At 66.2% G+C, this 24,873-nt stretch carries 22 protein-coding genes and 3 pseudogenes; 7 read left to right on the forward strand and 18 right to left on the reverse strand.

Annotated features, from left to right (window positions below; genetic code table 11):
• Positions 1–117: 117 nt before the first annotated feature.
• The 3 genes and pseudogenes from ltrA (at position 118) to ABZV40_RS18555 (ending at position 3,330) form a co-directional block, all read left to right on the forward strand.
• Entirely contained in the window at positions 118–1,569 is a 1,452-nt protein-coding gene (gene ltrA, locus ABZV40_RS18545) for a group II intron reverse transcriptase/maturase (protein ID WP_355442451.1), read from the forward strand.
• A gap of 107 nt (positions 1,570–1,676) precedes the next feature.
• Positions 1,677–2,154, forward strand: a pseudogene (locus ABZV40_RS18550) (DDE-type integrase/transposase/recombinase); the annotation flags it as partial.
• A 354-nt stretch (positions 2,155–2,508) separates the two neighbouring features.
• On the forward strand, positions 2,509–3,330 hold the full coding sequence (locus ABZV40_RS18555) for a cytochrome P450 (protein WP_355442455.1): 822 nt from the start codon (positions 2,509–2,511) through the stop codon (positions 3,328–3,330).
• Positions 3,331–3,587: 257 nt separating this feature from the next.
• On the opposite strand, the gene ABZV40_RS18560 is transcribed toward ABZV40_RS18555, so the two are convergent.
• The 8 genes and pseudogenes from ABZV40_RS18560 to ABZV40_RS18595 all read right to left on the reverse strand — a co-directional run bounded on the left by ABZV40_RS18560 (position 3,588) and on the right by ABZV40_RS18595 (position 9,316).
• Positions 3,588–5,612 (reverse strand): ricin-type beta-trefoil lectin domain protein, encoded by a 2,025-nt coding sequence (locus tag ABZV40_RS18560; protein WP_355442458.1) that lies wholly within the window; start codon positions 5,610–5,612, stop codon positions 3,588–3,590.
• A 305-nt stretch (positions 5,613–5,917) separates the two neighbouring features.
• Positions 5,918–6,289: a hypothetical protein gene (locus ABZV40_RS18565; protein WP_355442461.1), complete on the reverse strand. Its 372-nt coding sequence runs from the start codon at positions 6,287–6,289 to the stop codon at positions 5,918–5,920.
• Positions 6,280–6,924 (reverse strand): transposase, encoded by a 645-nt coding sequence (locus ABZV40_RS18570; RefSeq protein ID WP_355442464.1) that lies wholly within the window; start codon positions 6,922–6,924, stop codon positions 6,280–6,282. The genes ABZV40_RS18565 and ABZV40_RS18570 overlap by 10 nt, the downstream gene beginning before the upstream one ends.
• A 10-nt stretch (positions 6,925–6,934) precedes the next feature.
• The gene (locus tag ABZV40_RS18575; RefSeq protein WP_355442467.1) at positions 6,935–7,177 is read right to left on the reverse strand and encodes a helix-turn-helix domain-containing protein; all 243 of its coding nucleotides are present in this window, start codon (positions 7,175–7,177) and stop codon (positions 6,935–6,937) included.
• 2 nt (positions 7,178–7,179) lie between these two features.
• A pseudogene (locus tag ABZV40_RS18580) lies at positions 7,180–7,533 on the reverse strand (agmatine deiminase family protein).
• Positions 7,419–8,255, reverse strand: a complete 837-nt coding sequence (locus tag ABZV40_RS18585) for an agmatine deiminase family protein (protein ID WP_355442470.1) — start codon at positions 8,253–8,255, stop codon at positions 7,419–7,421. The pseudogene ABZV40_RS18580 and the gene ABZV40_RS18585 overlap by 115 nt, the downstream one beginning before the upstream one ends.
• A gap of 58 nt (positions 8,256–8,313) precedes the next feature.
• Positions 8,314–8,445, reverse strand: a complete 132-nt coding sequence (locus tag ABZV40_RS18590) for a hypothetical protein (RefSeq protein WP_355442473.1) — start codon at positions 8,443–8,445, stop codon at positions 8,314–8,316.
• 100 nt (positions 8,446–8,545) lie between these two features.
• Positions 8,546–9,316, reverse strand: coding sequence for an NAD(P)-binding domain-containing protein (locus tag ABZV40_RS18595; RefSeq protein ID WP_355442476.1), 771 nt, complete (start codon positions 9,314–9,316; stop codon positions 8,546–8,548).
• 135 nt (positions 9,317–9,451) lie between these two features.
• Between ABZV40_RS18595 and ABZV40_RS18600 the strand changes: the two genes are divergently transcribed.
• The 3 genes and pseudogenes from ABZV40_RS18600 (at position 9,452) to ABZV40_RS18610 (ending at position 11,279) form a co-directional block, all read left to right on the forward strand.
• Positions 9,452–10,060: a TetR/AcrR family transcriptional regulator gene (locus ABZV40_RS18600; protein ID WP_355442478.1), complete on the forward strand. Its 609-nt coding sequence runs from the start codon at positions 9,452–9,454 to the stop codon at positions 10,058–10,060.
• 406 nt (positions 10,061–10,466) lie between these two features.
• Positions 10,467–10,915, forward strand: a pseudogene (locus ABZV40_RS18605) (hypothetical protein); the annotation flags it as partial.
• Positions 10,916–10,994: 79 nt separating this feature from the next.
• Positions 10,995–11,279: a Tn3 family transposase gene (locus ABZV40_RS18610; protein ID WP_355442709.1), complete on the forward strand. Its 285-nt coding sequence runs from the start codon at positions 10,995–10,997 to the stop codon at positions 11,277–11,279.
• Between the two features lie 317 nt (positions 11,280–11,596).
• On the opposite strand, the gene ABZV40_RS18615 is transcribed toward ABZV40_RS18610, so the two are convergent.
• From ABZV40_RS18615 to ABZV40_RS18640, 6 genes are all read right to left on the reverse strand, one after another.
• Entirely contained in the window at positions 11,597–12,481 is an 885-nt protein-coding gene (locus ABZV40_RS18615) for an arylamine N-acetyltransferase (RefSeq protein WP_355442480.1), read from the reverse strand.
• The gene (locus ABZV40_RS18620) at positions 12,478–13,641 is read right to left on the reverse strand and encodes an FAD-dependent monooxygenase (RefSeq protein WP_355442483.1); all 1,164 of its coding nucleotides are present in this window, start codon (positions 13,639–13,641) and stop codon (positions 12,478–12,480) included. The genes ABZV40_RS18615 and ABZV40_RS18620 overlap by 4 nt, the downstream gene beginning before the upstream one ends.
• Positions 13,638–14,738 (reverse strand): 3-dehydroquinate synthase II, encoded by a 1,101-nt coding sequence (locus ABZV40_RS18625; protein WP_355442486.1) that lies wholly within the window; start codon positions 14,736–14,738, stop codon positions 13,638–13,640. Before ABZV40_RS18625 ends, ABZV40_RS18620 begins: the two co-directional genes overlap by 4 nt.
• Positions 14,739–14,800: 62 nt before the next feature.
• Entirely contained in the window at positions 14,801–15,637 is an 837-nt protein-coding gene (locus ABZV40_RS18630; RefSeq protein WP_355442489.1) for a class I fructose-bisphosphate aldolase family protein, read from the reverse strand.
• Positions 15,638–15,836: 199 nt separating this feature from the next.
• Positions 15,837–16,226, reverse strand: a complete 390-nt coding sequence (locus tag ABZV40_RS18635; protein WP_355442492.1) for a hypothetical protein — start codon at positions 16,224–16,226, stop codon at positions 15,837–15,839.
• Positions 16,223–17,050 (reverse strand): hypothetical protein, encoded by an 828-nt coding sequence (locus tag ABZV40_RS18640; RefSeq protein ID WP_355442496.1) that lies wholly within the window; start codon positions 17,048–17,050, stop codon positions 16,223–16,225. The genes ABZV40_RS18635 and ABZV40_RS18640 overlap by 4 nt, the downstream gene beginning before the upstream one ends.
• A 640-nt stretch (positions 17,051–17,690) precedes the next feature.
• Between ABZV40_RS18640 and ABZV40_RS18645 the strand changes: the two genes are divergently transcribed.
• A complete protein-coding gene (locus tag ABZV40_RS18645; RefSeq protein WP_355442499.1) occupies positions 17,691–19,805 on the forward strand; it encodes a hypothetical protein in 2,115 nt (704 codons plus the stop codon).
• Positions 19,806–19,935: 130 nt separating this feature from the next.
• Here ABZV40_RS18645 and ABZV40_RS18650 read toward each other — a convergent pair whose 3' ends face one another.
• The 4 genes from ABZV40_RS18650 to ABZV40_RS18665 all read right to left on the reverse strand — a co-directional run bounded on the left by ABZV40_RS18650 (position 19,936) and on the right by ABZV40_RS18665 (position 24,540).
• Complete coding sequence (locus ABZV40_RS18650) at positions 19,936–20,715, reverse strand: serine protease (protein ID WP_355442502.1); 780 nt, start codon at positions 20,713–20,715, stop codon at positions 19,936–19,938.
• Positions 20,716–20,739: 24 nt separating this feature from the next.
• On the reverse strand, positions 20,740–21,807 hold the full coding sequence (locus tag ABZV40_RS18655; RefSeq protein ID WP_355442504.1) for a hypothetical protein: 1,068 nt from the start codon (positions 21,805–21,807) through the stop codon (positions 20,740–20,742).
• A gap of 1,291 nt (positions 21,808–23,098) precedes the next feature.
• The gene (locus ABZV40_RS18660) at positions 23,099–23,410 is read right to left on the reverse strand and encodes a helix-turn-helix transcriptional regulator (protein ID WP_355442712.1); all 312 of its coding nucleotides are present in this window, start codon (positions 23,408–23,410) and stop codon (positions 23,099–23,101) included.
• A gap of 8 nt (positions 23,411–23,418) precedes the next feature.
• Positions 23,419–24,540 (reverse strand): tyrosine-type recombinase/integrase, encoded by a 1,122-nt coding sequence (locus ABZV40_RS18665; protein ID WP_355442507.1) that lies wholly within the window; start codon positions 24,538–24,540, stop codon positions 23,419–23,421.
• Between the last annotated feature and the right edge of the window lie 333 nt (positions 24,541–24,873).

Below are 24,873 nucleotides of genomic sequence, written 5' to 3' on the forward strand. Positions count from 1 at the left end.
GCTGATGCCGCCGGGGTGGGGCGGAGGACCCGTAGTAGTCCGAGATCGGGAAAGCCGGTCACATGGCGAAGGGGTCCAGCGTGTTCGCGGCATCTGTGCTGATCCGGGAGGTCGCTGGTGAATATCGGCGCTCCGTGGCCCGACCTTGATGAGGCCGAGACACGGGTACGGGTGATGCAGAGGAAGCTGCACCGATGGGCGACGGCCGAGCCTGACCGTCGGTTTGATGATCTCCGAAACCTCGTCTATGACCCGGCTTTCCTGGTCGTGGCCTGGAACCGGGTGCGGGGCAACAAAGGCGCACGAACGGCCGGAGTCGATGGCATCGCACCCCGCGATGTTGGCTTCGCTGCGCGGGAGCTGCTCGACGAGCTGCGAGCTGAGCTCAAGGCGAACCGGTTTGTTCCCCAGCGGGTGCGGGAGAAGGCAATCCCGAAAGCGTCGGGCAAGCTCCGGCGCCTGGGGATCCCGACGACCGCGGACCGCGTCGTGCAGGCTGCGTTGAAGCTGGTGCTTGAGCCGATCTTCGAGGCGGATTTCCAACCGTGTTCCTACGGTTTCCGCCCGAGATGCCGGGCTCAGGACGCGATCGCCGAGATTCATTACCTTGCCTCACCTGCACGCAACTACGAGTGGGTGTTCGAGGCGGACATCGAAGCGTGCTTCGATGAGATCTCACACTCAGCCCTGATGGACCGGGTGCGGGATCGAATCGTGGACAAACGAGTCCTGGCCTGGATCGCGGCGTTCCTGCGGGCAGGCGTCCTCGCCGAGGATGGCCGCAACCGCGAGACGATCACCGGGACACCCCAGGGCGGGATCCTGTCACCGCTGCTGGCCAACATCGCCCTGTCCGTCCTGGACGAGCACTTCACCCGCAAGTGGCAAGCGCTCGGCTCGGAATGGACGCGCAGCAAACACCGACGCGCCGGCGGCGCAGTCATGAAGCTCGTCCGTTTCGCGGACGACTTCGTGGTCGTGCTGGCCGGGCAACGCGCCGATGCTGAAGCGCTCTGGGGCGAGGTCACCGCAGTGCTCGCGCCGATGGGCCTGCGTCTGTCGGTCGAGAAGACCAGGGTCTGCCACATCGATGAGGGGTTCGATTTCCTCGGCTGGCGCATCCAGCGCCGGGACTGGCGGAACCGAACCGGCAAACGAGCTGTCTATACCTATCCGTCGAAGAAGGCACTTGCCTCGATCGTGGACAAGATACGGGCGCTCACCCGCCGCCGGAATCATCGGACACTTGCCGACCTGCTGCACCGGCTCAACCCGGTGCTGCGGGGATGGTGCAACTACTTCCGTCATGGGGTGTCGTCCCGGACGTTCGGCTATGTCGACCATTTCGCCTTCTGGCGAATCGTCGACTGGCTCCGGAAACGACATCTCGGGCTGAACATGCACACCCTTATCCGGCGCTTCCTGCCGGGCTGGCAGATCCGAGCTGGAAATATCGAGATGTTCCGACCGGAAACCGTCGCAATCACGCGTTACCGGTATCGGGGCACTCGCATCCCCACGCCATGGTCGCAAACCGACACACCAGGCTCACCCATACCAGCGGCATGAACACGTGGAGAGCCGGATGCGGCGACGAGTCGCACGTCCGGTTCGGAGGGCGGGCACGGGAAACGGACCAGCAGAAACGCTGGAACCGCGCCCGTGTCCGACCCTACACCGAACACCGCACCACAGAAGGGAAACTGTATCTCTGCGCGGTCAAGGACGTCTGCTCCAACCGGATCGTCGGCGACTCCATCGACTCCCGGATGAAGTCCCGCCTCGCCGTCACCGCGCTCACCAACGCCCTCGCCCGCCGCGGTGAGGTCGCCGGCTGCGTGGTGCACACCGACCGCGGCTCGCAATTCCGATCAAGAAAGTTCGTCCGTGCGCTCGCTCGCCACGGCCTGTCCGGCTCGATGGGCCGGGTCGGCGCGGCGGGCGGCAACGCCGCCATGGGAAGGCTTCTTCGCGTTGCTGCAGAACAATGTTCTCGACCGGCACACCTGGTCCACTCGAGCCGAACTCCGGATCGCGATCGTCACCTGGATCGAGCGCACCTACCACCGTCGTCAACGCCAGGCCGCCCTCGGCCGGTTGACCCCCGTCGAATACGAGGCAATCATGACCACGCCAGCCAGTCAGGCTGCGTGACTACCACTGTCACCTACTCGTGCAGCAGACCCGTGCGAGAGACATGGCTGTGGGGCTTTTCACCCAGTTCTTTGTGGACGGTTCCGAGCATAAGTCCTGAGCGTGACCAGTTGTACGAATCGCTGTCGCGGTGCTCTGCGAGGATTTCTCGTGCCTGGAGTGAGGTTCACCCCAGGCCTTCCCCCCATCCCCCGGCCGCTCAGGGCTGTGGACGCGGACGATCAGCTCTTCGTCCGCATGGATGATCCACGCCACGCCGAGCAGCGCCGGATGTTGAGCCACCTCTTCACCGTCAAGCGGACCGCGGCGATGCGCCCGAGCATCCAGGACCTGGTGGACCACACCCTCGACCGGATGATCGACAAGGGCCGGCTGGCCGACCTGGTCGCCGATTTCGCCCTGCCCGTGCCCTCCACGGTGATCGCGCTCATGCTGGGTGTTCCGGAGGCGGATTACGACTTCTTCCAGACCCAGTCCCAGGCGACGCTCGACCTGAGCATCCCCATCGAGGAAAGCCAGGCCGCGCACGCCACGCTCAGCGCCTATCTCTCCGACCTGGCCGACCGCAGGGAACGCGAACCGGGAGAGGACGTCATCTCCCAACTGCTGGCCGACCGGGTCGCCACGGGCGAGCTCAAGCGCAAGCACCTCGTCGATATCGCTCAGTCCCTGCTGGTGGCCGGGCATGAGACCACCTCCACCATGATCGGCCTGGGCACCCTGACCCTGCTGCGCCATCCTGACCAGCTCGCCGTCGTCCGCGACAGCGACGACCCTCAGGTCGTCGCGCGCGCGGTCGAGGAACTGCTGCGCTATCTCACGATCGCGGAGAACGCGGTCACACGGGTGGCCCGGAAGGACATCACGATCGGCGGGCAACTCGTGCGGGCCGGCGAGGGCCTGGTCTTCAGCATTCCGGCAGGCAACAGGGACACCGCCCTGGACTCCGACATCAACGGCTTCGACATCGACCGCACGGCCCGCGGCCACCTGGCCTTCGGCCACGGCGTGCACCAGTGCCTGGGCCAGAACCTGGCCTGGGTGGAACTCCAAATCGCCCTGCCCACGCTGCTGCGCCGACTGCCGGGGCTGCGGCTCGCCGTCCCCTTCGAAGAAGTCTCTTTCCGCAAGGCAAATGTCGTGTACGGCCTCGAACGACTTCCCGTCACGTGGTGACCCACGGTGCGCCCTGATCCATCGACGTGCCGCAGGCCGACCTCGACGACCTGCGCGACAGGCTGCTCCGCAGTCGGCTCCGGCTGTCTGCTGTTTGGCGTGAAAAGCACGGGCAGATCGTGAGCTTCCACATCTGCGTGCGGCAGCCGGGAAGCAGCGAAGAGTCGACTGCTGCAAAGCGTGGATGTGGATCGGGCAGCCCTGCTCGTCGGCACGCCGCACCGTGCCGACGAGCAGGGCTGGTGAGCCTCGGCGGATCAGCTGATCTTCCACTGCTGGCTGGTCCCGCCCGTGCACGTCGCGATCACGAGCTTCGTGCCGTTCGCCGTACCGCCGCCGGAAGCGTCCAGGCACAGCCCGGACTGGACACCGACGATCGTGCCTGTCGAGTTGACGGTCCACTGCTGGTTGGTGCCGCCGTGGCAGTCCCAGATCACGACGGACGTGCCGGGGCTGGTGCCCGCTCCGTAGACGTCCAGGCACTTGTTGCCGTAGACGGCCAGCTGCTTGCTCGACGTGGAGGCCCAACGCTGGTTGGTGCCACCGTTGCAGTCCCACAACTGCACCGCGGCACCGTTCGCGTTGCTCGCCCCGTTGACGTCGACGCACTTGCCGGACGCGACGGACGTGATGCTGCCCTGCGCACCGCCGCCGCCAGGTCGGCGGAACAGACCCAGCTCGGCGATCGCCGGTGTGGCCCTGGAACCTGTGACGCGCAACCGGACCTGGCTCGTGGTGACCGGGGAGGACAGCCTGATCAGCCTCTTCTGGCCGATCGTGGTGTCGGTCGCGATCTGGGTCCACGCACTGCCGTTCCAGGAGTCCACGGCGAACGACCTGACCCGCTGGCCGAAGTTCAGGTCCTCCTGCACGGAGACGACGTCGAAGGTGCGCGCCGCGGGCAGTGTGAACACCAGCCCGCCGGTCGAGGCGGCTGATTGCCAGGACGTGTCCAGGTTGCCGTCCAGTGCCAGGGCGGGGGCGTGTCCCTCGGTGTTGCCGGTTCCGCTGTCGTTGGTCGCGGTCGCGCCGGCGGCGAGGTCGGTGCCGAACGTGTTCGTGAGCCTGGCGTTGAACTGGGACAGCACGGTGACCGCCGACTGGTCGAACAGGCCCTGCCGGTTCGGCCCGACGTTCAGCAGCGAGTTGCAGTTGCGGCCCACGGAGCCGTAGTACATCTCCTCGAGTTCCGGTACGCCGCGCCACACCTCGCCCGGTTGCCAGAACCAGTTGTGGCGCGCGGACAACGTCCCGTTGCACTCCCCCGGCAACCACTTCAGGAAGTTCCACGCACTGGTCCCGTCCTGCTTGCGGCGGGACAGCAGGCTGTCGCTGCCCAGATCGGCGGCGTCGTTTCCGCCGGGCGGGTTGGTGACGTTGTCGGCGGCGGTCGCGGCGTTGCCGGTGAAGGGCACGACCGACCACTCCGACTGACGGGCGTAGCCGTTCTCGTTGCCGATCCAGCGGATGTCCGGGCCGCCGTCGTTCTCCATCGCCGCGCCGGGCTGCAGAGCGCGGACGATCTTGATCCAGTCAGCGAAGTTGTACGGCTGGTTGCGGCCGGTGGGGTTGGCACCATCCCACCACACCTCGTCGATGGTGCCGTACTTGGACATCAGCTCGTAGAGCGTGTTCTCGAAGTAGGCGTTGTAGTCGTCGGAGTTGAAGCGGAACGAGATGCCGTTGACGATCTGGGAGGGATCGCTCGGGATGGTCACCTCCTTGGATCTGCTGCCGTTGGCGAACCGGCCGCCGCCCTGGTTCTCGTGCAGATCGGCGGGGGAGATGTAGACCCCGGCCTTCAGGCCGTACTTGTGCATGGAGTCGGTGAAGTTCTTCACGACGTCGCCGGTGCCGTTCTGCCAGGCGCGGTCGGAGGCGACGCCGAAAGCGGAGTACTTCGACGGGAACAGCAGAAAGCCGTCGTGGTGCTTGGCGGTGAGGATGGCGCCCTTGATCCCGGCGTCCTTCAACGAGGCCGCCCACTGGTCGGTGTTCAGGCCGTTGGGCTGGAAGACGTTCGGGTCCTCGGTTCCGGTGCCCCACTCCCTGCCGGTGAAGGTGTTCACTCCGAAGTGGACGAACGCCGTCCGCTCCAGTCGCTGCCAGGCCAGTTGCCGGGGCGACGGCACCACGGTCGCCGCATTGGCGATGATCGTGGCGGACGAGTCGTTCGGAGCGATGGGAACCACCTGCGCCGGGGCGGCGGAGGCGATGCCCGTCACGGGAGGGGCCACGACGATGACGCACGCGGCGAGAAGCCCCGTCAGCACTCTTCTCATGAAATTCCCACTCCTTTGTGGATGGTGATTCACGATGTGAGCAAGGTCCACAGCTGGTTGGCCTGGAGGTTGCAGTCCCAGATGACCGCCGATGTTCCGTTGGTGATTGGCCAGGGACATGTGCGGTGCCGCGACACCGGCCATCTGGAGGATCGCGCACGCGAGTGAGCGCGGTCGCTTATCCACATGGGAAGCCCCCATCATCAACGATGGCCAGAGCGAACCTTGCGGCGACGGATGTTAACGCTAACACGGCTATGTTCTGGAAAACAACGTCCTGATACTCCAGCCGTAGATCGTGATCTTCACTGTTCCTGGAGCAATTGCCGCTGGTAGTGGGCTTGCTGGGCTCGGTATTGGTGTCGCCTGCGCCAGTACGAGCAGCGCAGGACGTGCCGGATGTTCGCGGTCGCGGTGATCACGAGGGTGTTGCAGAGGTGACGGATCTCGTTGAGTGTCAACGGAATCAGCCCGGCCGAGGCAGGACTGGCGCGGGCGGTGACGGTGGTGATGGCCAGGAAGAGGTGCGCGAGCAGGACCAGGGGTGTGCACCGGTACCACGAGATCCAGGTGCGGACCTGGTGCTCGTCGAGCCCGGTCTGTCCCTTCGAGGTCTGGAAGGACTCCTCGATGGTCCACCCGCGCCCGGCGACGCGCACCAGCGCGGTCAGCGGCACCCGTTGCGGAGCGGAGCAGCGGTAGCAGGCCAGTTCGCCGGTACGGCGGTTGCGCCGGACCAACAGCCACCGATGTCCCTCGGGCGCGTCGTCGCCACCGGTGATGGCGATCCAGACCCAGTCGCGGAACCGGTGTCCCTTGGCGCCTCTCCCGGCGGACAGCCGCTGCCAGGCGCGTTTCGGTAGCCGCGCAACGAGTTCGTCGACCCGGGAGGTGCCCGCAGCGGTGGTGACGCGGTGGTCACAGGCCACCGCCGGCACGTACCCGGCCTGCCGCTTCTCCAGGTCGGCGCGCAGTGTCGGGTTGCCGCCGCAGACCTCGTCGCCGGCGACCCACCGGGCGGGCGCCCCGGCGTCGAGAGCCGCAGGATCATGCGCGAGGCCAGCGCGGGCTTGGTCGCGAACGTCGTGTCCTCGGGTATCCCGGCCGCCGCGCACCGTGCGGTGCCGCCGGTCCACGAACGCGGCAAGCAGAGCTCGCGGTCGATCAGGGTGTGCCCGATCGTAGTGGTGTATGTCAGAAACACCCCGGCCTGAGCATTCTCGATCCGCCCGGCGGTGCCGGTGTACTGCCGTGACACCCCTGCCGAGCGGTTGTCCTTCTTGAGGTCGCCGGTCTCGTCCACGACCAGCATCGCGTCGCGGTCACCGATGGGACAGCGGCGCGCGCGGATCGCCGGCCGACGGCTCGGTGTAGCTGCGCGCACAATCGTTGACGTGCTCCAACGCCGCCCGCAGGATCCCGGCCCGGTCCTTGAAGTGGTAGTAGATCAACGCCGTGGACACCCCGGCCTCGGCTGTGAGCTTCTCCACGCGCAACCCGCGCACATCGTCCTGCGCGATCACGCGAACGGCCGCCTCCAGCAGCTGGGTTCTGCGCTCCGCCACGACTACCTCGGTTCCTGTTGCGTCGTGCGGTGGATGCCACCACCGCCCGCGGCGATGCCGTCGATGTCGATCTGCACCACCGCATGGCTGGGGAAGAGTCGCTCCATCGTCGCCTTCGCCGCGGCGTCGGCACGCGGATCACCGAACTCCGGCCCGACCACCGTGCCGTTGCACACGTAGAAGTTGATGTACCCGGCGGCGAAGTCCTCGCGGTCCTACCGCACCCGTGCCGGCCCCTCGATCACCTCGACCCGCAACGGCCGGCCGCCGGCGTCCGTGGCCTCGCGCAGGATCTCCAGATGGCGGCGCGTGACGTCGTGGTCGTACGACTCGGGGTCGTTGTCCAGCCCGGCCACCGCCACGCCAGGACCTGCGAACCGGGCGTAGAAGTCGAGTCGGTGTGGCCGTCGGTGATGTCCCGCCCGGCGATGCCCGGCAGCCAGATCATCTTCCTGGTCCCCCGCAGGCGCTCCAACTCCTCCTCGACGTCGCGCTTGTGCCAGCCCCGGTTGCGGTTGCCGTTGAGCACGCAGCTCTCGGTGATGATCGCCGTGCCCTCACCGTCGACCTCAAGCGTGCCGCCTGCCAGCACCAGATCCGTGCGCACCCGCTCGGCACCTGTGCGCTGCGCCACGAACCCGGCGACCTTCGCGTCCCGCCGGTACTCCTGCTTGCCGCCCCAGCTGGTGAAGTTGAAGTCGAGCGCGCCACGCTCGCGCACGAATACCGGACCGGTGTCGCGCAGCCACAGATCGTCCAGCTCCGCAGTCACCAGCTCGACCGCCGACGAACCGAGCAGAGACCGCGCCTGCTCCAGGTCCTCGGCCCGCACCAGCATCGACACCGGCTCGAACCGGGCGATCGTGGTCACGATCGTCGCCAGGTCGCGACGCACCCGCGGCAGGTCAGGACCCCAGATCCGCTCACTGGCCGTGAACGCCATCCACGTCCGCCGGTGGGGCTCTCCCTCTTCGGGCATCAGCCACGTCTTCTGCTGCTCGCCGGCTGTGCCCGTGCAGCCGGCGAACACACCGCTGATGGCGCCGGTCGCCGACTGCATGAAGGTGCGCCTGTTCATGCCCGCCACGACCTGCCTGACTGAAATTTCAGTCAGGACGCGCCCCGACTGGCCGCTCTCAGCAGCGCCTGCTGGAGTAGGCGCCCCAGCCGTCCTCGCCGAGCGCGACCCGGCCCATCGCCCGCGTGCACTTGTTGACGGTGTCGGTGACCTTGGACCACACCTCGCGCTGTTCCAGGCGGCCGATCACCTTGCCGTGGTTGACGTTGTCGCCGTCGAGCCGTCACCGAACTTCACGTGCGCGGTGGCCCCGATCTGCTGCGCCGACGCCTTGACAGGCGTGCTCAGGGTCAGGCCAGCACCCGGTCGGCGGTGAGCTTGCGCGCGGTGCCGTCGAGCAGGGTGCGCAACCGCGCGGCGGGCAGGGGAGCGCCGGGTCCTACCGGGGGTGCCTGCAGCGGCGGAGTGCCGGCGCGCACGGCTTTGCCCAGCTCCGCGAAGAGCGCGATCGCGGCGTCGGGGTCGGCGGAGTACGCCGCCAAGTAGGCAGCGGTCTCCGGCTCGAAACGCCAGCTTTCGGACAGCGGACCCGCGTCGACGGTGTCGAAGCCCAGCCGGCTGATCAGCTCCGCGGCGCTCGCCTTGGCTTCCGGGTCATCGCCTGCGATGGGCAGAGCGGTGCGGTCGGCGGCACCGGCGGGGCGGGCGAGCTCGAGGAGGTGCTGGTCGCTGATGTTGTTGAACGCTTTGACGAGCCGTGCGCCGGCCAGGTGCTGCTGGACGAACTCGGTCGTGGCGAGCTCGCCCGAGTCGAGGGTCTCGATGCGCCCGTCGCGGAACGGGTAGTAGTTCATCGTGTCGAGCACGACCTTGCCCGCCAGCGCGGCGGCCGGAAGAGCGCGGTGCGCGGCCAGCGGGATGCTCACCACCACCCGGTCACCTGCCAGAGCCGCCTCCTCGGGGGTCGCGGCACGGGACCGTTCGCCGAGCTCCGCCACCGTCGCGGCCAGGGACTCGGGACCACGGGAGTTGGACAGCACGACGTCGATCCCCGCCGCGATCGCGAGCCGGGCGACCTTCGCGCCGACGTGGCCGCTGCCGATGAAACCAAGCGTTGCCATGGAAAGGGTTCTCCTCATCTTGCCGGACACCGTCCGGCGGTTCAGCCGCACTAGGCGGAGCATGTGCTCCGTTTCAACCTACCACAACCGGAGCATGTGCTCCGCAAATGCGGGGTTCGCTGTACGCTGAATCCCGTGACCCTCGCCGACCAGCCCACACCCGCCACCCGCGGGCGCCGCGCCGACGCCGAGCGCAACCGCGCCGCGATCATGGAGGCGGCGAGTGCCGTGTTCGCCGAACTGGGCGGTACCGTCGACGTCCGGGAGATCGCCCGGCGCAGCGGCGTCGGCATGGGCACGCTCTACCGCCACTTCCCGACCAAGGAAGACCTGCTCGTCACCGTCCTGGAACAGCAGTTCACGGCCTGGCTCACCGAGGCCCACCAGCAAGCCTCCGCCACCGAGGACCCCTGGCAGGCACTGACCGGCTTCTTCGAGCAGATGCTCACCACGCAGGCCGGCAACCGCGCGCTCGTCGAGAGCTACGTCGCCACCGGTGGCCCCACCAGCTCATGCGCCCAGCGGTGCTACTCGTTCATCGACGACCTGCGCACCCGCTGCCGGGACGCGGGCGTCCTGCGCCCCGGCGTCACCACCGCGGATCTGGTCCTGCTCAGCACGTCCCTGAGCCAGGCCGTGCAGATCACCGGCGACACCAACCCCGACCAGTGGCGCCGCCTGCTGCGCATCTCCCTCGACGGCCTGAGCAGCCACAACACCGAACCGCTACCCGCAACCGACTGAACCGCCAGCGGCGCTCACCAGCCCCCGCGGTCCAGTGCGACGGCCGCGTCAACGCCGCGGGCAGCCTCGTCCTCGCGTTCCCACGCGCCGCGTTGACTGCGGCTGTGTCAGGAACAGGCACGTGCTCAGGTCCGCCCCCCGACAGTGGCAGCCGCGTGACGGTCAGGACCGGTACCCGCACGCTTACCCTGTCCAACTTGGACAAGCGCTGTATCCGGTCGATATCGGGCGGTTTCGGAGTAGGCGGAGGGCTGGGGCGGCCGGACTGCGGTGCCGTCACTTCGGCGGGGGCGCGGTCTGCACGGAAGCCGCACCAAGCGGTGTGCCGCAACCGGCCGTCGGGACGACCAAAGGTGAGGTCATCGCTTACTACAGTCGGACAGCACCTTTGCTGTTGCCGCACTTGCGCGGCAGGCCCGTCACGTTCGTGCGGTTCCCAACGGCGTTCGCGGACAGGAGTTCTTCCAGAAGAACTCCTGTGCCAGCACACCGGACTGGTTGCCGACCGTGCCACTGCGTGGCGCTGGTTCCAGACGCGGAGACGATGCCGACGAGGTCGTTCGCTATCCGATGCTGGAGGAACTTGCCGCGCTCGTCTGGGCCGCCAACCTCGCCGCACTCGAACTTCACGTTCCTCAATGGACTGTCGTAGACGGCGAACGAGATCTGCCGAACCGGCTTGTGTTCAATCTCGATCCCGGACCTGGCATCACGATCGTCGACTGCTGCCGCGTAGCAGAACGCCTGCACGAGGTACTCGTCTCAGACGGGCTTGATCGAATCACGCTGATTCCGCACGTTAGCCGCGCAAGAACCACAGCGCGGCGAGGACGTGGGACACGGCGAGGCAGGTGAACCGGATCAGCACGGCCGCGATCATGCCGGATGATGACCGCTATCCACCGACACCTGCTGACCTGCACGGACGTATTTCCTGGCACGCACAGCGCTCGGCCTCGTCGTCAACTGCGTCGCTCCATGGAACACCGTCTATCTGGACCGCATCCTGGCCACGCTGCGCGAATCCGGCTACCCGGTGCTCGACGAGGACGTGCTGCGCATCTACCCCTACTGGTACGCCCACATCAACGTGCACGGCCACTACTCGTTCCAACCGCTGCAACTGGCCGAAGGTATCGGGCGACGACCGCTGCGAGACCCAGGCAGAGCGGGTCAGCGCAGTCTGCGACCGGCTCCGAACGAGATCTATGATAAGTAGAGTTCCTCGGACAGCTCTGCCCGGTCGGCCGCGGGTGCCGTGGCGGCCAGGTGCCAGAAGTGATCGGCGCCGTCGGTGGCGCAAGCCAGGCAGCTGATGCGGGCCATACCGTCATGCACGACCGCACGGAACTCGGAGTGGCCGAGAGTGTGCCGACCGAGCTTGCACCGCGCCGGCTTGTAGCGACAGTTTGAGGTTGACCACTGACCGACTAAGCAAACAGGTGATCATCATCGGGCTCCGGTTCGGTCGAACGGTGGTTCGGTTGGCACAGTGGCGGCAGTAGTCCTGGAGGCCGCCTCACCCGATCACTGCTCCTAGGCTGATGCTGTGTCCGTCTCGGCGGCTATTGCGGTGAACATCCGTTCCTGTGCCGAGGGCACCCGATCTAGTGCAATGCCGAAGTGCTCGAGGTAGGCGTTCAGCAATGCTTCGTCGCTGTCGAACCGTTGCAGCACACGCTGTCCGTCGCTCTCCGTGATCAACTCGTTCCCCCGCAGCGTCTTTCTTCCCTGTTCCGTGCGTGCGATGGAGATCGGTGCCGCCGCGAATGGCGAGCGTGGGGAGGTGCGATACCACCACAGGGTTCGGTTCCAGTACCCCACCTCGCGCGGCCTGGTCTCCAAGCGGTACAACAGGTTGTCGTCAAGCGAGACGTCGACGTCGCCGTAGGGTGCGCTGGTCAGCAGATACGTGCCGTGCGGATCGGGTTGCGCTTCGCGCAGGTTCATCCACAGCGGGTGCCTACTGTTGTACCCCTGGCCGACGTCGACCAGCCAAGGACCCTGGTCTTGCCCGAACGACGTAACTGTGACCCCGAGCGCCATGTGGCCGCTACCTTTGTCGAGTACCGACTTCCGGTAGATCTGGCCCGGAAGCAACTCCACCTGGTAACCGAGCGCGCTCAACAGGGTGCCGAACGCGGAGTTGAGCTCAACGCAGCAGCCGCCTCGCCGCTGCTCCACGATCTTTCGTACGGCGTCGAGCGTGTACTGCACCGGTTCTCCGGTGTGAACCGCGATGGTGTCGAACGGAACCGACAGCACATGGCGTTCCTGAAGGTGCCGCAGCGCCTCCAGGGTCGGACGGTCCGGTCGATCAGCACCAATCCGCGCGAGGTAGGCGTTGATGTCGTGATCAGCTAGGACCGGCAATGCGTTCTGGAGGCGAGTGTGTTCGGTGGTCGTCTCGGTAGTTGTCATAATGCTTCCGCGTCGTGGTTGAAGAGCCAGTCGAGGCTGTCGCTTGCCAGACGGGCTTCTGGATGTTGCTGAGGTTCGGTGGCGTTGCTGTGGAAGGTGCGTGCCATGTCCCGGGACAGGGTTTGGACCTTCACGGCTCGAGGGCGGCGTGCCTGCTCATAGGCCTGCAGCGCCAGTGGGACGTTGTCCCCGTGGCGTGTCAGCGCGGCGGTCAGGGCGACCGCGTCCTCGATGCCCTGACCGGCGCCCTGCGCAGTGAACGGCAGCATCGGATGCGCGGCGTCGCCTGCCAGTGCCGTCCGGTCCGTGGTCCAATCCAGGCCGTCCTCTCGGACGTGCAGGCCCCAGCGGGTGACCGTGCCGGCAGCCTCGATCAGGGGACGCAGGCTGTCCCAGTCAGCGAACGCGTCAAGCACATCGTCGACCTCTCCTGGTTCCGACCAGGACTCAGCACCCCACGCCTGCGCCGACACGGTCGCAACGAAGTTGACCATTCTGCCGCCTGCTACCGGGTAGCACACGAAGTGCCGATCAGTGCCGGTCCATATGACCGACCGCGGCTCGGTGAACGAGATCGGCAGCCCGTTCGCGTCGACCAACCCGCGATACACGCTGTAGCCGGAATAGTCGGGCCGGTCGTCCATTCTTGCACCGCGTACCGCTGAGCGGATGCCGTCAGCACCGATCAGCACATCGGCCTCGGCGCCGGTGCCGTCGGCGAACCGGCACTGAACGACCGCGTCGCTCTCGGTCACCGAGACGCAGGCCTTGCCGAGTTGGACCACGTCGTTCGGAAGCTGAGATGCAAGCAATGTGTGCAGGTCGAAGCGGGTGAGCAGGTAGTACGGCGCGCCGTAGCGGTTCTCGCAGTCGTCCAGCGAGATCAGGTCCCGGACCCGACCGGTGTGCCCGTCCCGTATTTCGATCGCGGTCGATCGCACCGAGACAGCGGCCAGGGCGTCCGCCAGCCCGAGGCGGTGCAGCAGACGCACCGCGTTGGGGGCGAGTTGGATGCCCGCGCCGATGTCGCCGAAGGCGTTCGTCTTCTCGTACACCACGACACCGATGCCGGCCCGCCGCAGTGCCGCTGCCAGGGTGAGCCCCGTGATGCCTGCCCCTACAACCGCGACTTCCAGTGGCTTTGTGTCGCCCACGGTCACTTTTCCAGGCAGAACTCGTTGATCGGGTAGCCCACGTGCCGGTCCTGGGTGGGGAGGTAGCCGAGGACCGTGTCGCCCGGCTTGAGTTCGGTGCTGTTGAGCACCGCGCCCGCCGGGCCGAGCACGCGCACGTGCCAGTCGTCCTGCAAGATCAGGTTGACCGTTCGCCCGTCCGGAGCTACGGCGTCCACGGAGATCAGCGGGCGGCTTTCGATCTTGACACGACCCACGGTGACCATCCGGCTCCGGCCTGAGGTATCGACTGCCATGACCTTGCTGCCGGACTTCAGCTCACTGAGGTAGTGAGTACGGCCCTCGGCCGAGAGGGTGTAGGAGTGGATGGCGCCCGCGTTGACCCGGAACGGACGGGTGGGCATGTAGGGCAGCGGATGGGTCTCGCTGACACAGAGGATCATGCCTTTGGAATGCGAGCCGACCAGGATGCCTTCGTCCTTGCGGAAGTAGGTGCATGTGTCGACGCAGGCCCGCTCGCCCATGCCGACGTGTTCGGTCGCCGTGATCGTCAACTCCACGAGGTCCAGCGAGGGACTCGTGCCGTCCGCCGCTGCCTTGAGCGCTGTCGTGTCACCCACCATTGCGGGCGCCAGCATGACGCCGTCCGAACCGTGCTCCAGGACACCGAAGATGATTTCAGCCTCGGTTACGTCTTGAGCGATGGTGATCAGCTTTCCGGATGAATCTGCGGCGGCGGCGATCACGATTTCCAGCGGGATCTTCGTAGGGTCGCGGAAGTGCAGCAGGCTCCAGTGGTTGCTCTGCGCTGACTGGCACGCCTCGTCCAGCGTCGCAGCGTCGATGATCTCGACGTACTGCCCGAACTCCACCTCAGGATGAGCTGTTGCAAGCTCGTGAGGCTGCCCGTGCTCGTCCGGCGCCACAATCACCACGTCAACCTGACTGAGGTCGTCAGGCAAGCTCTTTCCGGCTGGAAAGAAGACCTTCCGCACTGTCGGCGGCAGGCCGTCGAAATCGGCGATGGAGTCCGAAAGGATTCCATCCACCTTGATGTGGAGAGCTTCCTCCATGACAGCGGCCTTGTTCGGGCACGTGCGCACGTCGACCCAAGTGAGCTTCATACGGTTTACATCCTCGGCTATGTGGAGGGTTGAGGCGGTCGAACAGAAAACATGCGAAGTGGCTACGTCAGCTGCGGGTGAGCGGCGAGCAGCTCGGTCGGCGCCGCTGGCACGATATCGCCGTGCACCCGTTGCGCAACCATTCGGGTGAGATCGCCAGGATGTGGAGCCTGAAAAATGTTCCGCCCCATGGCAAGTCCGGCCGCGCCGCCGTTCAGCGCACCATCGACGAACTCCATCAGATCATTCTCGCTGGTGGTGAACGGCCCGCCAGCTACGACGACCGGAATTGGCGATATGGACGTGACCTGTCGCATTGCTTCGTCCGAGCCGACGTAGTAGGTCTTGACGATATCGGCGCCGAGTTCTGCAGCCACCGTCACGGCGTGCGCTACTATCGCGGGGTCACGTGGATCTGCGATTTGAGGCCCGCGAGGGTACATCATTGCCAGTAGAGGAACATTCCAGCGGTCACAGGACTCCGCCACGGCTGCCATGTCCGCGAGCTGTCGTGCCTCTTCGCGGGCGCCGATGTTCACGTGCACGCTGACGACGTCGGCCCCTAAGCGCAGCGCCTCCTCGACGGTTCCCACCAGGACCTTGTGATCCGGGTCTGGCGCATGTGCGGTGCTCGCACTCAAGTGCAGAATTAGCGAGAGCTGCTTGAACCACGCCGGATCGATGAAGCGCACGTTTCCTTTATGGACCACGACCGCGTCCGCGCCGCTGACGGCAAGCTGCCCGACGAGGCTGTTGAGGGTGCACGCATGGACCGTGCGAGGTCCGTCAGTCAGAGGATGATCCAGCGGGACAATCAGCGTCCTTTGTGGATTGTTTCTGAATAATCGATTGAGTCGAATTCGGCGTGCTGCGGGGATCTGAGCTAAATGATGCTTCATTTGCGCCCTTGGATCGCGGGAAGTGGTTGACGTTAAGGGGCAACTTATCGTCCTGCTATGCTGGCGCGCTAACAGGTCGGCCTCAATGGGCACCATTGTCCGCCCGAACAAACAAGGCGCACGGCGGCCGACACGCCGGGTGCAACCCCGAGGGCCATTGCCTGACCGCCGGAGCGGCGGGGCGCGCGGCCTTTCCGCGTCAGGGGTGACGGCCGTCGAGCCGACGAACCTTGACGGCGGCTTCGAGATTTTGCCGTAGCTGATGGTTGTCCAGGGTGAGCCGTTGGATGTTCGAGATGGCGAGTTCGAGGTGTTGTCTGAGTTCGTGGTTGTCCTGGCGGAGATTGTCGTTGTCGCGTTTGAGCTGCGCGAACTGGCTGACGGCGGCGGGGTCGTGGGGTGATGGCTGCGACCGGTGCTGGTTGAGCTCGGTGGCGATGCCAGGGAAGCTGCGGCGGAACGTGGTGTTGGCGAGCCCGAGGTGGCGTGCCAGTGCCAGGACGGTCGGCGGCTTGCCGGCGGCTTCGGCGAGGTGCGAGATCGCGACCTGGATCTCGTCGCGCGTAGGCAGGGCGGTGCGGCGGGTCACGAGGCCTCCGGAGCGTGGCGGTCGAGGAAGTGACTGATCTGGTCGCGACGGCTGAGGAGGCGGTGCTGCAGCAGCGGAGGCAGGCTCGGCCGCCGGGTGAGCTCGTAGTCGATACGGTCGCGTTCGGTGCGCAGCGCGCCGATGTTGTCGGTGGTGAGCGCGACGTTCGCGCACTTGAGCGGCTGGCAGTTGCCCAGAGTGGGGCGGGCGATGCCGTGGTTATCCCGGCGCTGGTGGCAGAGTGCCTTGTCGCGGTTGAACACGCAGGTGGCGAACGTGCCGGGATAGATGGCTGGGTCCTCACGCCGCAGAAGCCGCCGGAGACGGTGTGGATCGGTGAGCACGGTGCCGCTGAACCTGGCCCGGTCGGCGGATCCGTCCAGTCGGTGCCGGGCTTCGTCGGCGGCTGGTCCGGCGATGTCGGTGTGCTCGTGGGTGTCGATCAGCGCAAGCAGGTGCTCGCCTCTGGCCAGGGCTTGTTCGCTTTCGACTTCGGCGCGGAAGCCGGCGTCGGAGGTGCCTGCGTAGCCCTCGAACATCTGGACGCTCAGGTGCCGGTATTGGATGGCGCCGGCGATCGAGCCGCCGGGGCGACGGGCGATGAACCAGGCCAGGGTGCGGCGGAACTGTCTGGTCGACAGCCGCCAGGGTTGGCCGTTGACCGGCGGAATGTTGTCGGTGCGGCCGTGCCGGGTGCAGTAGTCGTTGATCCAGCGGGCGAGTTCGCCGAGCTGGGCGTTGGTGGTGCCGGTGCTTTGCGCCTGGGTGGGGGCGGTCTTGGAGGTGCTGGTGGCGTTGCTGTGCGCGAGGTGGGAGAACAGCATCGACCGGTCGGTGGGTTGCAGCCGCTCCAGAACGGCGGCCGCGCGGGCTGCCGGATGTCCGATGATCCAGGTGGCCTCGACGCCGGTGGCGTCGGCCTCGCCCTTGAACGCGCGGCTGGTCAGCTTCCAGCGGTAGGGCCTGCCGTCGGCGGTGGACGGTGACGCATCCGCGGCGCAGGTGCTTGACTACTGGTGGAGTGCATGTATTCCAACCGTGCAGTATTCCTACGTTGGGGAACTGTGCACGCTGCGGGCCCGGACGATTGGCCGGGCCTGCAGGCGTGATGGTGGATCAGTGGATGTGATCTAGGGCCCAGGACACGAGTTCCCGAGCGGCGCCGGCGAGAAGGCCGGTGATGGCGGCGAGGGTGATCTTCTGCCGCCAGGTTTTGTCGGTGTGCTTGGTTGCCATGGTGTGCTCCCGTCGCGGGTTGAGGCGGGAGGAGCCGGCCGGTTCTCCCTGAGGTGACTCCGAGGCAAATCCCCGGTCAGGGTGTTCGGCATCGGGGTGGGAGGAAGCCGAAGCCCAGCCCGCTGGTGCTGAACGGGTGAACAGCGGGAACGTGGGCAGATTGGTTGCGTTCTACGCTGGTCCGGTGGGTGTTCGGCGACAGGTCGCCGAACAGGCTGGAGGTCCTCGATGAGCGGCGACCCGAACGCCGGCAGCGCAGGCAGTGTCGATCCGGCGACGGTGCAGACGCTGTCCGAGCTCGCCAGTGCGTTGCAGCGGCTTCGGGGTTCGCGGTCGTATGCCGACTTGGACAAGGCGATCAACCCCAACCACGGGCGTGAGGCGCCCCGGCTCTTGCCTCCGTCGACGTTGAACAACTTATTGCGCGGCAAGTCCGCGCCGATACGGCAGACCGTCACCAGATTCCTGACCGCGTGTGGCGTTGAAGGGGACGCCCAGGCGCCCTGGACGGCGGCATGGGAACGGGCCACCACCGCGCACTTGCGTCGGCCAATTGGGGCTGTGCGAGTACGAGAGGCCCGGCCACGGCTGCTCGGAGTGCATGCGTCAATCCAGGTTGATGGTGCCGAAGGCGAACTACCGACGTACGTACCGCGAGACTTCGACCCAGAATTGCGCGCCGCGATCAACGCTGCTGCCGAGCATGGCGGCCTGGTGCTGTTGGTCGGTAGCTCCTCGGTGGGTAAGACCCGGGCGATGTTCGAGGCAGTCTGCGCGGTGCTGCCCGAGTGGTGGCTGATCCACCCTGATGCGGCAGATATCGAGCCGTTCCGCGCGTTGGCGGACGCGCCGTTGCCTCGCACGGTGGTGTGGTTTGACGAGTTGCAGCGCTACCTCGACAGCTCGCACGGAGTCCCGGCTGGACTCGTTCGGCGTTTAGTGGCCGCAGGCACTGTGCTGGTGGCAACGTTGTGGCCTCACGAGTACGCAGGCCGGACGCTAGTCCGGGCACCTGGCCGGCCCGACCTCCACGCCAACGACCGGGAGCTGCTCGGCGTGGCCAACGTGATCCATGTATCCGACGACTTCTCCCCGGCGGAGCGGCGCCGTGCCGAGACCGTCGCTGGAGATCGGCGCATCCGCGTCGCCTTGGACACCCCGGACACTGGATTCACCCAAGTCATAGCCGCCGGACCACAACTGATCCACCACCGGGAACACGCCCCGGCCGAGCAGTGTTACGGCAAGGCGGTTATCACTGCCGCACTCGACGCCCGCCGCGTCGGCGCCCGAGCGGCCATAACACGCGATTACCTCGCCGCGGCGGCACCCGCCTACCTCAACCCCGTTCAGCAAGCCACCGCGCCCAAGGGCTGGTTCCTCCACGCTATCTCCTACGCCATCACAAGGCTCAACGGTGCGACATCCGCACTCACACCCGTTCCTGCGGGGATGAGGCAGATCGCAGGGTATGAGGTCGCTGACTACCTCTACCAGTACGCCGGCCGGGTGCGCCGTACTACCCACCTCCCCGACACCGCCTGGCAAGCACTCGTCGAACACCACGACCCCGGGGACGCACTTCTCTTGGCTAAGAACGCCGCCCGCCGCGGCCGCAACGGATCTGCCGAAGCCTTATACAGGCAGGCAATGGACTGTGGTAACTCATCGGCGGCCACCTACCTTGCCCGTCTTCTGGCCAAGCAGGGCCACATCGACGATGCTATGGCTGTACTGCGCCCGTACGCATACGCTGGCGATGGGTACGCCACCTTCTACTTCGTTCCCCTGCTTATCGAGCAGGGTCGGCTCGAGGAATTGCCCCAACTCGGTAATGCTCGCGCTGCCCACGCCGCAGTCCAGTTTGCTGGAGTGGGGGCCGATCAGGGACTGATCGAGGAAGCACTCGCCATGCTGCAGCCACTCGTCGACACCGGCGAGGCGCAGGCGGCCGAAGGTTCGGCCCACCTGCGGGCTGACGACAATCAGGGAGACCAACCATCCAGCACGTTGCATCCGCTCGCGGACACGAACGACTACAGCGCTGCTCGCCGAGAGGTCTACGCGCTGGCTGCGCTCGACCGGATCGGTGAACTGGCCCAACGCTTCGAAGCTGGCGATTGGTTGGCCGGCGAAAGGCTGGCTGACCTGCTGATCAAACACGATCAGACCGACCAGGCGCTAGACGTGTTGCGCCAACTCGCTGACGCTGGCGACGACTCTGCCGGCGAACGGTTAGTCAATCTACTGGTCGTACACAGCCGGATCGACGAGCTAGAAGCAGAGGTGGCCGCCGGGACGGCTCATGCCGTTGAAACACTTTGGCGCTGCACGGTTTCGTAATACGCAAACCAACATCACCCCGACCTGCTCTCCAATGATCGAGTACTTTATAACACTCTATATTTGACCACTCCTTCTGTTGTGACCGTCACCATAGCATAAATAGGCGCGTTTTACTGATGGAGGGCACTTATTCGGACCGTGCAGTATTCCCGACCTCTGGAGTGTCCGCTTCGGTGCGTGTGAGGTACTCGGCAAGGCGAAGGCCGTTCGTTGCTTCCGCTGTGGCGTTGCGGAGCGTGTCGAGCCGAAGGGCCGTGCCGAACTTGATCTCGCCGTCGGGTGTCTGATGGATCCGCTCGCCGAACACGACCCCGAAGCACTCGAACGGCTCGTTAGATGTCCCTCCACGTGCCGCTGACCGTTGAACGTTGAACAACGGCCCACCGCTCATGCCCACCGGGGCGGGCATCGCCAACTCGACTACCGCGTCGCCCTGATACTCATCGGGGAACAGGCGAGTGACATACCCCTTGAACACGCGAGCATGGGTCTCAATGCGCTTCTCGTTGGTCTCCGGATCGATGGTGTCCAGGGTGTGCGGGAAGCCGAACGCGACGACGTCGTCGCCCCACTCCAGGGGATCGGCGGCAAGCGCCAATCGTGGGCTGAACCACGGCTCGATGCGGGCAAGTGCGAGGTCGGCTCCGTTGGTGTCTCGGGCGAGTTGCTGAAGCTCGATGGGCCAGTCCCGCTTCGACTGTTGCACGCCTCCTCGTCGGCCAACAGCGAGATATACCTCGTCATCAGGGAGCTCCGCGCCGACGCAGTGCCAACAGGTGACGAACGTGCCTTCGCCGAAAGTGAACCCGGTCCCGACCCACTGGAGGAGATCGTAATTGCCGTCTGCATCACGACGAGCGCGCGTGATCGGCATGACGTGGTAGGCGAACATCTCGGCGTATCCCATGGTGTCTCCTCTGCGGGCGGCAGATCATGTCGATGAGACAGGCTGGACGGCAGAACGGTTCTTCTGCTCGGCGGCCCGTGCGGCGAGGTAGTCGGTCCAGTCTCGGCGGGCGTAGGTGACCCAGCGGACTGCCGTGTTGACGTGGAGGCCGAGGAGGTCTGCGAGGATCGCGGCTGGCAGGTCGGTGGCGAGTGCTGCTAGGGCTCCGTTGCGGGCAGGCCGGGCGCTGATGCCGTGCCGGTTGAGCAGGTTGGTGAGGCTGTGGCCGTCGATGGGTTGCCCGGGAACGCGGCCGGGGAACAACCACCTCGGAGTGTTGGGGCCGTGGGGGATCATGAGCGGGGCCGGCGGCCGGGCCGCCAGGCCACGGAGCAGAACGCCCAGTCGTGGCGGCAGCAGGATCGGGTGACGCCCCGCCGTCAGGTAGGTGTCGTCACCCTTCTCGATGAGCTGGTCTGCGGTGAGGTGCCGGATCCGCTGGGCTTGGAGGGCGAACAGGACGATGAGCGCTCCGGCTGCCCGCGCCTCGCGTGGAAGGGTCTCGTCGGTCAAGCAGCGTTGCAAGAGTTGCCAACGTTCATCGTCGTCGAGTAGGTCGGCGGGTTCCTGGCGCGGGATGGACGGAACGGTCAGCCGGCGGCTGAGACCGCGGTCGGCTGTCCATCCGAGGAAGTAGCGGACCCTATTGCGGCGCTGGGTGCTCTCCTCGTCAAGCCATCGGTCGAGGTCGTCCTGGCGTAGGTCTTCCAGGGTGGTTTCCTGAGCATCGATCCAGGCTAGGAAGTCGAGGGCGACCAGGATCCGGCGGCGCAGGTCGCGGCCGACGGTGGTGGGGAAAGGGCGTTTGCCTGCCCGGCTTCGGGCTCGGCGCAGCAGGTGCCAGTGCAGAAACGGGCGGACGAGGTTGGCGTGCTCGACCGGCTTGTCGGCCAAATGGTGCTCCAACCAGGCCGGAACGCGTTCGAGGTCCTCGTGTCGTTCGGGGAGTACCCCGGTCTGCACCATCATCTGTCGGAGATGCTGAAGAGTGGCACCGGGCGGCAGCTCGTCCAGGAGGTCGTGACTGATCGGGCGGCCTTCGGCGACGAACACGGCCAGCAGTTGGGCGTTCGGATGCTCGTGAACCCACTGGATGGCCTTGAACGGCGAATGTGCTTTGCTGAGGCCGTCCGCGAGCGGCTGGAGTTGAGCTGGGATGGTCCCGTCTGGACCAGCGAGCAGGTCGTTGACCTTGTCGGCGAGGACGCAGTGGGCGCAACGCCCATGTCCGTAAGGGTTCCCGGACCGTCCGCACTGCCGGCAAGTGTAGTCTACGTCGTGCCCTGCGCAGGGCCCGCAGACGCCAGCGCCGTCCTCGTCCCGCGCGATTAGCGGATGGGATGCTTGGCAGCGTGCGCATTCGGCTGGGGACCGGAGGATTGCGGTGTAGCAGGTCTGGCAGACCGGACCGATCGGCCAGTAAGCCATCACGGGAAGATCGCGCTCGCAACGAGCGCACGTCATCCGGGGCCGCTCGTCGCGGGCGTAGCAGCTCTGGCAAATCGGTTCACCGGAGGTGATCCGTTGACACGGTCGTACTCGTCCGCAGCGTGAACAAGCGGTCTCCGGGCCGCGGTAGCAGCTGTCGCAGAGGTCGGGTTGGTCCCCGTGCGCGTTGCGAGCGATCTTGCCGCGCCTGCCGCACTTTCCGCAGAGCCGACGCGGCCTCCGCTCTCGGTTGTAACAAAGTGGCAGTAGGCCCCGCCGTCGGCGAGAAGCGCGGCGGCGGCCGTCTTTCCACAGGACACGCACGTGTGCTGGGGGCGATTCCAACACACCCGGCAGAGCGATCCGCCGTCGGGTAGGCGCACTGCTGGGCAGCGGAGCCTGCCGCACTCGCCACACTCCTCGACAACCTCGGGGTCGACGCAGTAGCAGCGGTTGCAGATGCCGCCTTCAGGGCGTTTGGCGACGATCTTCGCCTCTGTGGCTCCACATCGGCCGCAGGTTCCTTTCCTCGACCGGGCATCGCAGGTCCCGCAAATCCGTCCCTCAGACCGAAGCTGCCGCAGGTCGGCACGGATCTTTCCGCACTGTGCGCAGCCCGGCCGGATGACTGGTTGTCCTGCCTCGTGCAGAACCTGGGTCAGGCGAAGCACGAGCGGTGGGCACTGCGAACTTCCTGACGTGAGCGCATCGGCGTGAGCGGTCATGTGATCGACCAGTTCTTCGATGAACCGTGCCGCGCCCCGCGCCGTGGTCGGCACCGCGATGTCCAGCGCCACCGCTGCGTCGTCGGCCGTCATAGCTGGTAGCACCGCAGTGATGCAGGTGATGGCCGCAGTCATCGCGGCGTCCATCCGGGCGGCTTGGCGGGCGAGTCTGGCCGCCGTCGACGGGGCGATCACAGTCCTTCAGGTTTCCGGATCGTGGTGCGGCGCACCGCCGGTGCCCTGTTCGTCGTCTCGCCGGCGGCCTTGCGGACTTCGGCGTTGACGGTCTCGACCTCAATGAGGTCGTTCGGGGTGCAGCCCAGGATGTCGCAGAGCGCGGCGAGAGTGTCCATCGACAATCGTTGTGGCGACTGGGTAACCAACCGATACACCTGTTCGCGGGACAGGTGAACGCCGCGTTCGGCCAACAGTGGCCCCAGGTCGGTGGTTTGGAACATGTCCTGGATGGCCATGAGCTTGCGGAGGTTCCAGCGGATCCTCATCTTCTTGATCACGGCTTCTCCCAGAGCTCGGCGTGGCGCGCGGTGAGCTTGCTCTTCAGCAGTCGGTTGCGATACTCGTCCGACACGCCGGTGTAGATCGCCGTCGTAGCCGCAACCTTGTGGCCTGCCTGATCCTGAACGAATCTCTCGGGGTAGTCGAACTCCACGAGGTGCGTGATCATCGAGTGGCGGAGGCTATGCAGGTCGAGCTCCTCGGGCAGCCCGGCCTCCTGACGAGCGGTCTCGAACGCCTCATTGGCACCGCGTTTGGACAACCGGCCGCGTCGTTCGGTCACCCAGAACGCCGGGTGCTGGCCGACATCGAACCGCGGTCGGACCTCAGTGACGTAGTGGTCGAGCACGTCCACGACCCAGTCCATCTCCGGGACGGTGAACACGGTGCGGCGCTTGGGTGGGCTGCCATTGGACGACTTTCCGAACCGGACGAACAGTGCGCCGTACCGGCCGAAGTCCGGCGCCTTGGGGTTGTGCCTCAAGTCCGCCAAGTCCAGACCGACCATCTCTTGACGGCGAAGACCGTACGCGTAGAAAGCCTTCAGCAGCGCGGAGTCCCGTATGGCCGTCAACGAACCCTTGCGGCCACGGGCGCGCTTGTCGTCCACGCGGGCGTCCGCCGCGTCGAACAGCGCCTGGACCTCCTCGTAGGTCAGTGGGCGCCGCCCCGGCTGTCCCTCGAACTCGGCCACGTGGGTCACTGAGTTCCACTCGTGCAGGATCTGCGCCGGAGCCCTGCCGAACTGCTCAAGGCAGGTGGCGAGCCATCCGTAACGGGTGTCGGTGATGAAGTCCAGGAACATCCGCAGGCCGTTCTGGTACTGCCGCCCCGTCGAGATCGTGAAGTTCGGATTCGTCGACCGAAGATGGGCGAAGAACGCCTCGACCTCGGCGGGCTCCCACTCCCACGGGTACTGGTTGGTGAACTCGGCGAATCGGCGGACCAGTGACAACCGAGGCTTGATCGTCCCTTCCCACTTCAGAAATCGCGTCCGCTGCTGCCGGTTCCAGCCCTCCAACATCGCCTCGAACACTGCTGGCGCCGGGTCGAGGTGCACGACGTTGCCCGCCAGCACCAGATGCGCAGCGCCCGGCAGATCAGCCGCTCGACCCACTCCACCCTCCGTTACATCAGATGCAACATTGTTGAGTCGAGGAGGTTCGAGCGCAAGAGGTGCTGGCACATTCGTCGATCAAGCAGCAAGCTGTCTCTACACAGCGCCCTGACCTGCAACTTCGCCAGTACGCAAGCGTGCTGAATGCGTCATCAGATGCAACTCCGCCCGCTTCTCGCTGTCGCGCATTCCGGACAGGAATGCGATCACGATGTAGCAGGAGATCTGCAGCAGCCGGGCCAGCTTGCGGATCGACTGGGTGGGGTGGTTCAGCGCGATGCCGCTGATCCAGGGCCTGTCGTCGAGTCGTCCGCGGATGCTGGTGTCCAGCCA

The organism is Lentzea sp. NPDC004782, assembly GCF_040609115.1.
GTDB lineage: Bacteria > Actinomycetota > Actinomycetes > Mycobacteriales > Pseudonocardiaceae > Lentzea.

Excerpts from the sequence above, each read along its gene's own strand:
- ABZV40_RS18555 (WP_355442455.1), top strand. The coding sequence starts at position 2,509 with ATGATCGACAAGGGCCGGCTGGCCGACCTGGTCGCCGATTTCGCCCTG.
- ABZV40_RS18560 (WP_355442458.1), bottom strand. The coding sequence starts at position 5,612 with ATGAGAAGAGTGCTGACGGGGCTTCTCGCCGCGTGCGTCATCGTCGTG.
- ABZV40_RS18570 (WP_355442464.1), bottom strand. The coding sequence starts at position 6,924 with ATGCTGGTCGTGGACGAGACCGGCGACCTCAAGAAGGACAACCGCTCG.
- ABZV40_RS18585 (WP_355442470.1), bottom strand. The coding sequence starts at position 8,255 with ATGAACAGGCGCACCTTCATGCAGTCGGCGACCGGCGCCATCAGCGGT.
- ABZV40_RS18595 (WP_355442476.1), bottom strand. The coding sequence starts at position 9,316 with ATGGCAACGCTTGGTTTCATCGGCAGCGGCCACGTCGGCGCGAAGGTC.
- ABZV40_RS18615 (WP_355442480.1), bottom strand. The coding sequence starts at position 12,481 with ATGACAACTACCGAGACGACCACCGAACACACTCGCCTCCAGAACGCA.
- ABZV40_RS18625 (WP_355442486.1), bottom strand. The coding sequence starts at position 14,738 with ATGAAGCTCACTTGGGTCGACGTGCGCACGTGCCCGAACAAGGCCGCT.
- ABZV40_RS18630 (WP_355442489.1), bottom strand. The coding sequence starts at position 15,637 with ATGAAGCATCATTTAGCTCAGATCCCCGCAGCACGCCGAATTCGACTC.
- ABZV40_RS18640 (WP_355442496.1), bottom strand. The coding sequence starts at position 17,050 with ATGCTGTTCTCCCACCTCGCGCACAGCAACGCCACCAGCACCTCCAAG.
- ABZV40_RS18645 (WP_355442499.1), top strand. The coding sequence starts at position 17,691 with ATGAGCGGCGACCCGAACGCCGGCAGCGCAGGCAGTGTCGATCCGGCG.
- ABZV40_RS18650 (WP_355442502.1), bottom strand. The coding sequence starts at position 20,715 with ATGGGATACGCCGAGATGTTCGCCTACCACGTCATGCCGATCACGCGC.
- ABZV40_RS18660 (WP_355442712.1), bottom strand. The coding sequence starts at position 23,410 with ATGAGGATCCGCTGGAACCTCCGCAAGCTCATGGCCATCCAGGACATG.